General features: G+C 36.2%; 6 protein-coding genes. 4 read left to right on the top strand and 2 right to left on the bottom strand.

The window, feature by feature from the left end:
- Positions 1-125 precede the first annotated feature (125 nt).
- The 3 genes from C7B62_RS25935 (at position 126) to C7B62_RS24165 (ending at position 3,307) form a co-directional block, all read left to right on the top strand.
- The gene (locus C7B62_RS25935) at positions 126-272 is read left to right on the top strand and encodes a hypothetical protein (protein ID WP_158260744.1); all 147 of its coding nucleotides are present in this window, start codon (positions 126-128) and stop codon (positions 270-272) included.
- A gap of 288 nt (positions 273-560) precedes the next feature.
- Positions 561-1,835: a glycosyltransferase family protein gene (locus C7B62_RS24170; protein ID WP_106243736.1), complete on the top strand. Its 1,275-nt coding sequence runs from the start codon at positions 561-563 to the stop codon at positions 1,833-1,835.
- 314 nt (positions 1,836-2,149) lie between these two features.
- A complete protein-coding gene (locus tag C7B62_RS24165; RefSeq protein ID WP_106243732.1) occupies positions 2,150-3,307 on the top strand; it encodes a glycosyltransferase family protein in 1,158 nt (385 codons plus the stop codon).
- A gap of 82 nt (positions 3,308-3,389) precedes the next feature.
- Here the strand turns inward: C7B62_RS24165 and C7B62_RS24160 are convergent, their stop codons facing one another.
- Positions 3,390-3,650, bottom strand: coding sequence for a Txe/YoeB family addiction module toxin (locus C7B62_RS24160; RefSeq protein WP_199194362.1), 261 nt, complete (start codon positions 3,648-3,650; stop codon positions 3,390-3,392).
- Positions 3,647-3,895, bottom strand: a complete 249-nt coding sequence (locus C7B62_RS24155) for a type II toxin-antitoxin system Phd/YefM family antitoxin (RefSeq protein ID WP_106243725.1) — start codon at positions 3,893-3,895, stop codon at positions 3,647-3,649. Before C7B62_RS24155 ends, C7B62_RS24160 begins: the two co-directional genes overlap by 4 nt.
- A gap of 188 nt (positions 3,896-4,083) precedes the next feature.
- Here C7B62_RS24155 and C7B62_RS24150 point away from each other — a divergent pair, with 188 nt between their 5' ends.
- The gene (locus C7B62_RS24150) at positions 4,084-5,301 is read left to right on the top strand and encodes a glycosyltransferase (protein ID WP_106243722.1); all 1,218 of its coding nucleotides are present in this window, start codon (positions 4,084-4,086) and stop codon (positions 5,299-5,301) included.
- Positions 5,302-5,373 lie beyond the last annotated feature (72 nt).

The raw sequence follows: 5,373 nt of genomic DNA, 5'->3' as shown, positions 1-5,373 counted from the left end.
AGGACATTTCATATTTGCTAAATGAGCTTTTCTTAACTCTTACTTTCTAACAAATCCACCTCTTATTCAGCAACGCCGACTGGCAAGAGTTTAAGACTCTAGACTATAGTGCATTAGCTAGGAAAATGAATAGTCCCAACCTCATTGATGGTCGCAACTTCCTCGATCGCAATGTCCTAGAACAAGCTGGATTTTATTACATTGGCATCGGTCGCGCTGCTAATACTACTCAATCTAACATCTTAGAATCTAAGCTTGTAACTGCTCCATAGATATTAAAAGTTATCTAGCCTAGAGCTTATAGCTTATAGATTATAGCTTATAGCTTTTATTAAAGTGAGATTCTTCTCATCAAAGTTTCATAGACGATTCATTGATAACTGTGAAACTAACAATAATAGAAAACCTTTTAGAGAGATAGCAGAGTATTTGGAGTAATGGAATTATTGAAGTAGTGGAGTATTAACTCCTCCATCTCCTCTACCTAACTACCCCACCACCTCTCTACTCCCTCTACTAACTACCTCAAAAAATTTAGTAACAACCAGAGCGTAATTATCATGGCTCGCATTCTTCCTTCCACAGTTACTACAAGCAAATATCAAAGAATCATGGTTTATTCCCACGATGCTTATGGTCTGGGAAATATTAGCCGAATGCTGTCTATTTGCAAGTATTTACTCAAATCAATCTCTAATCTTTCAATTTTGTTGATTTCTGGCTCACCGATGCTGCAAAGCTTCCGTTTACCTCAAGGATTAGACTATATTAAGCTTCCTTGTCTTAATCGCGGTTCATCAGGGGAAATGGCGGTTAAATATCTCAATGCAGATATTGAATCTATTTTAAATTTGCGCTCGGAATTAATTTTAGCTGCTGCTAAAAACTATCAACCAGATTTAGTTTTAGTTGATAAAAAACCATCAGGAATTCAAGGCGAATTAAAGTCAACAATTGACTATTTGAAAAATTATTTACCAAACACTAAATTTGTCTTGCTGCTACGAGACATTTTAGATACCCCAGAGAAAACTATTCAAGAATGGCATAAGGAAAATTATTATCAAATAGTAGAATCTACTTACGATCGCTTGTTAGTAGTGGGAATGCCAGAAATATTCGATCTAGTTCAAGAGTATCAATTTAGTCAGGCGATCGCATCTAAAGTCCGTTTTTGTGGTTACATTCGTAAAGACTCTGGCTTAAAAAACCGTCGTACCATCCGTCAAGAATTGGGTATTAAAAGTAATGAAAAACTAGTCTTAGTTACCCCTGGGGGAGGAGAAGATGGTTATTACTTAATTAATAATTATCTAACTGGAGTAGCACAAAATCAGGCTTATTTTAGTCAGCAAAAAATCCGCAGCTTAATCTTTTGTGGTGCAGAAATGTCCCCCGAACAGCAACAGCAAATATATCAACAGGCGCGACAATTACCTGGAGTTACGACATTGGAGTTTACCAATGATTTAATGAGCTACGTTAATACTGCCGATATGGTGATTTCTATGTGTGGTTACAACACCATTACTGAAGTCTTGCAAAAAGGCAAAAAAGCGATCGTTGTTCCTCGCACTAAACCAGGACAAGAACAATTAATTCGTGCGCAAGCTATGGCAAAAGCAGGATTAATTAAGATGATTCATCCCAATCTACTTAACTCTAATTTGTTAATGGAAACTCTATTTAGTAGTTTAGATAAAGTTGATAATTCTAACTTTATTAATCATTTAGATTTTGCAGGATTACCAAGAGTTGCTGATTATATATCGATGCTTTTATTCGACTCTTTTTATATCGAGCAAAGTTCAAATGTGGCTCTTAAGTCTGCCTGAGTAGGTAGTCCTAAAGGATAAGCTTCGCAAATAGGTAGTGGGTAGTGGGTAGTCCTAAAGGATAAGCTTCGCAAATGGGTAGTAGGTAGTCCTAAAGGATAAGCTTCGCAAATAGGTAGTAAGTAGTCCTAAAGGATAAGCTTCGCAAATAGGTAGTAGGTAGTCCTAAAGGATAAGCTTCGCAAATAGGTAGTAGGTAGTAGGTAGTCCTAAAGGACAAAGGCACTTTGCCGCATGTAGCTTCGCAAATGGGTAGTAGGTTAATTAAGCCTAGTGTCTAATTATCATTCATCAGTCATCAGTCATCAGTCATCATGAAAAAAGTAATGTTTTATTGCCAACATATTCTTGGCATGGGTCATTTGATTCGTAGTGTAGAAATAGTTCGAGGATTAATTCCTGATTTTCAAATTTGTTTTATTAATGGTGGACAAGTCATTAAAGAATTTGAGTTTCCCCCTGAAATTGAAGTAGTTAATATTCCTGCAATCAAAACTGATAGTGAGTTTACTGAACTTACTCCTGTAGATGATAGTTTAACTATGTCAGAATTAGAAACTATTAGAACCAAAATACTGTTGGATACGTGCGATCGCTTTCAACCAGATATTTTAATTATCGAGTTATTTCCTTTTGGTCGAAGACGTTTTTCTTTTGAACTGATTCCTTTAATGGAAAAGGCGAAAGCAATGGGAACAAAAATTGTTTCTAGTGTGAGAGATATTGTAGTTACTAAACAAAATCAACAAAGACACGAAGAAAAGGTTTGTCGTTTGATTAATAAATATTTTGATATGTTATTAATTCATGGCGATCCTAACTTTGTTAAACTCAACCTTAGCTTTTCCCGTGTAGCAGACTTAAGTTGTCCTGTACACTACACAGGTTATGTAGTTCAGCCCCTACCTCAACCTCAACCGATAGCTAATAAACCTTTGATTTTGGTTAGTGTTGGTGGGGGAAGATTCGGACATGATTTATTAGAATGTGTGGCTCATACTGCATCTATCTTAAAAGATCAAATTCCCCATCATTTGCAAGTTTTTACAGGTGCGTTTAGTCCTGACGAAGTATTAGTAAAACTGCAACAAATAACTGAAGATCTAGATAACATCACTATTGAACGCTACACCCCAAATTTCCTTAATTATATGCAACAGGCAGACTTATCTATTGGCATGGGTGGCTACAACACCACTATGAATATTTTAAGTACGGGTGTGAAAGCGATGATGATGGCATTTCAGGGAAATAACGATAAAGAACAGGAAACTCGTCTGAAAAAACTAGATAGTTTAGGTCGAGTCAAAATGATTTATCCTGAAGACTTACAGCCAGAAAAATTTGCCTTACAAATTATTAATTATCTGCAACAAGACAAAACTGAATTACCTTTAGATTTAGATGGAGTTAACAATACACGCGAATATATCAAGCATATGGTTAAGCAACATACTACATTAGCTTCTTAACTATGGATTTTTTGAGCGATTACAATAGCTAAGACAATAGAAACAACCAAGAATACTATGAACTAAATTATGATAGGCAAGATTATTCGTAATGAGTCCACATCCTCAAAACTCTAACAATTCTTTCCTGTTCGTGTATTTCATACACCAAACGATGCTGAATATTGATGCGACGAGAATAATATCCTGCTAAATTTCCCACTAATTTTTCATAGGGTGGTTGATATGGATTGCTCTGTAAGATTCCTAGTGATGCTTGTGCCTGAGATTTTAGTCCACTAGAAGCTATCTTTTTAGCATCTTTTTTTGCTTGCTTGGACAAAATAACTTGCCACTGCTTCACCACTCAAGTTCCTCTAAAGGCGTTCCTGCCGATAAAGGTTCTGCTGCTGCTGATTTAATTGATTCCACCATTCCAGGAATACTATTAAGATAAATCGTTTCGGCGATCGCTTCCCAGTCTTCTCTAGATACTAACACTGCATCATTGCGCTTACCTTTAATCGTAATCGGCTGATGAGTTTCAGCTACTCGATCAATTAAGCGATAAAGATTATCTCTTGCTTCTTTAACAGTAAATGGTTTCATTGAAGTGATTTTCAAAGCGTACCGTATATAGTACCACAAAACTCAGAATTTGACCGCTTATATAAATAAACACTACAAGTCAGGCGATCGATGAAAATTCTCTCATAAAAGTTTCACGAACGATTCATTGAGAATTGGGAAAGTAGTTACAACAGCAAATAACTCTAGCAACATTTAACTAACCAGTCATGAACAGCAACCCAACTATCTGTATCACAGCCCAAGAATTTCCCCCCGATGTAGGTGGAGTGGGTGTATCTGCTAAACGGATTGCTTTATTACTAACCGAGTTAGGTTATCAAGTTCATGTAGCAGTTTTTCGTTCTGTATTTCGTAAGGAAAGGAAACTAGCTAAGGCAGGAGAATTTTATCGTTCTCATTGTGAAACTAGTATCCAAGATGGAATTACCGTACATCGCTTATATCCTGCCGTGCGTTCTACTGTTGCTCGCGATCAAGACTATTTAATGGATATTTATGGACAGCTAACTACTCTACATAAGCAATATCAATTTGATGTAGTTCATGCCTTTTTTATTAACGAGACTGGTTTTTTAACCACCATGTTAGCTAAAGAAAATGATTTATCAGTAATTAATAGTGTTCGAGGGGCGGATTTACACAAGCATATTTTTGATTCTCAGCAGCAAAAACAAATTGCTTGGACTTTAGAAAATTCTGATTGGAATACTTTTGTTAGTCAAGATTTAATGCACCGCGCCAGATTATTTGCCCCTACAATTACTTATAAATCTTCAGCATTTTTAAATTCGATCGCTCCTATAAATTTTGATAACTTACCTACCCCAGATTTAGTAGATAAATTACAGGGAATAGTAATCGGATCTGTGGGCAATTTTAGAGACAAGAAAGGTATTGAATATCTTTTAGATGCTTGCCAAGCAATAGAAACAGAATTTACTTTATTATTTGTCGGCGAGTTTGTGCCAAAAGAAAAAGAATATTGGTTACAAGAACTAGCTAATAGTGGTTTACAAGACAAAATAGTAATTACAGGCAAAGTAAGCCGTGATCAAGCTTTGGCATATTTACCCCACATGGATATCTTTGCTATTCCTTCTCTCAATGATGGTTGTCCTAATGCCTTACTAGAAGCAATGTTAGCCGAAAGAGCGGTAGTCGGTACAAATGTCGATGCGATCGCTGAAATTATTGAAGATGGTGTCAACGGGTTATTAGTAAATCCTTATTCTAGTGAGGAGTTGAGAATTGCGATCGCTAAATTAATAGAAAATCCTTTACTCAGACAGAGTTTTGGCAAATTAGCTAAACAAAAAATCTTACAAGATTTAAACCCTGCTATAGAACAAGCTAACTGGCAAGAGATTTATAATCGCGTTTTAGCAGTAAATACTCAACCGAAGATAGAAGTTTTGGCAGGGTAGTGGGTAGTCCTAAAGGATAAGCTTCGCAAATAGGTAGTGGGTAGTCCTAAAGGATAAGCTTCGCAAATAGGT

It is taken from the genome of Pleurocapsa sp. CCALA 161, from assembly GCF_003003995.1.
Taxonomy (GTDB): Bacteria; Cyanobacteriota; Cyanobacteriia; order Cyanobacteriales; family Xenococcaceae; genus Waterburya.
This window is presented reverse-complemented; position numbering and strand designations above follow the sequence as displayed.

Excerpts from the sequence above, each read along its gene's own strand:
- C7B62_RS24165 (WP_106243732.1), top strand. The coding sequence starts at position 2,150 with ATGAAAAAAGTAATGTTTTATTGCCAACATATTCTTGGCATGGGTCAT.
- C7B62_RS25935 (WP_158260744.1), top strand. The coding sequence starts at position 126 with ATGAATAGTCCCAACCTCATTGATGGTCGCAACTTCCTCGATCGCAAT.
- C7B62_RS24170 (WP_106243736.1), top strand. The coding sequence starts at position 561 with ATGGCTCGCATTCTTCCTTCCACAGTTACTACAAGCAAATATCAAAGA.
- C7B62_RS24150 (WP_106243722.1), top strand. The coding sequence starts at position 4,084 with ATGAACAGCAACCCAACTATCTGTATCACAGCCCAAGAATTTCCCCCC.
- C7B62_RS24155 (WP_106243725.1), bottom strand. The coding sequence starts at position 3,895 with ATGAAACCATTTACTGTTAAAGAAGCAAGAGATAATCTTTATCGCTTA.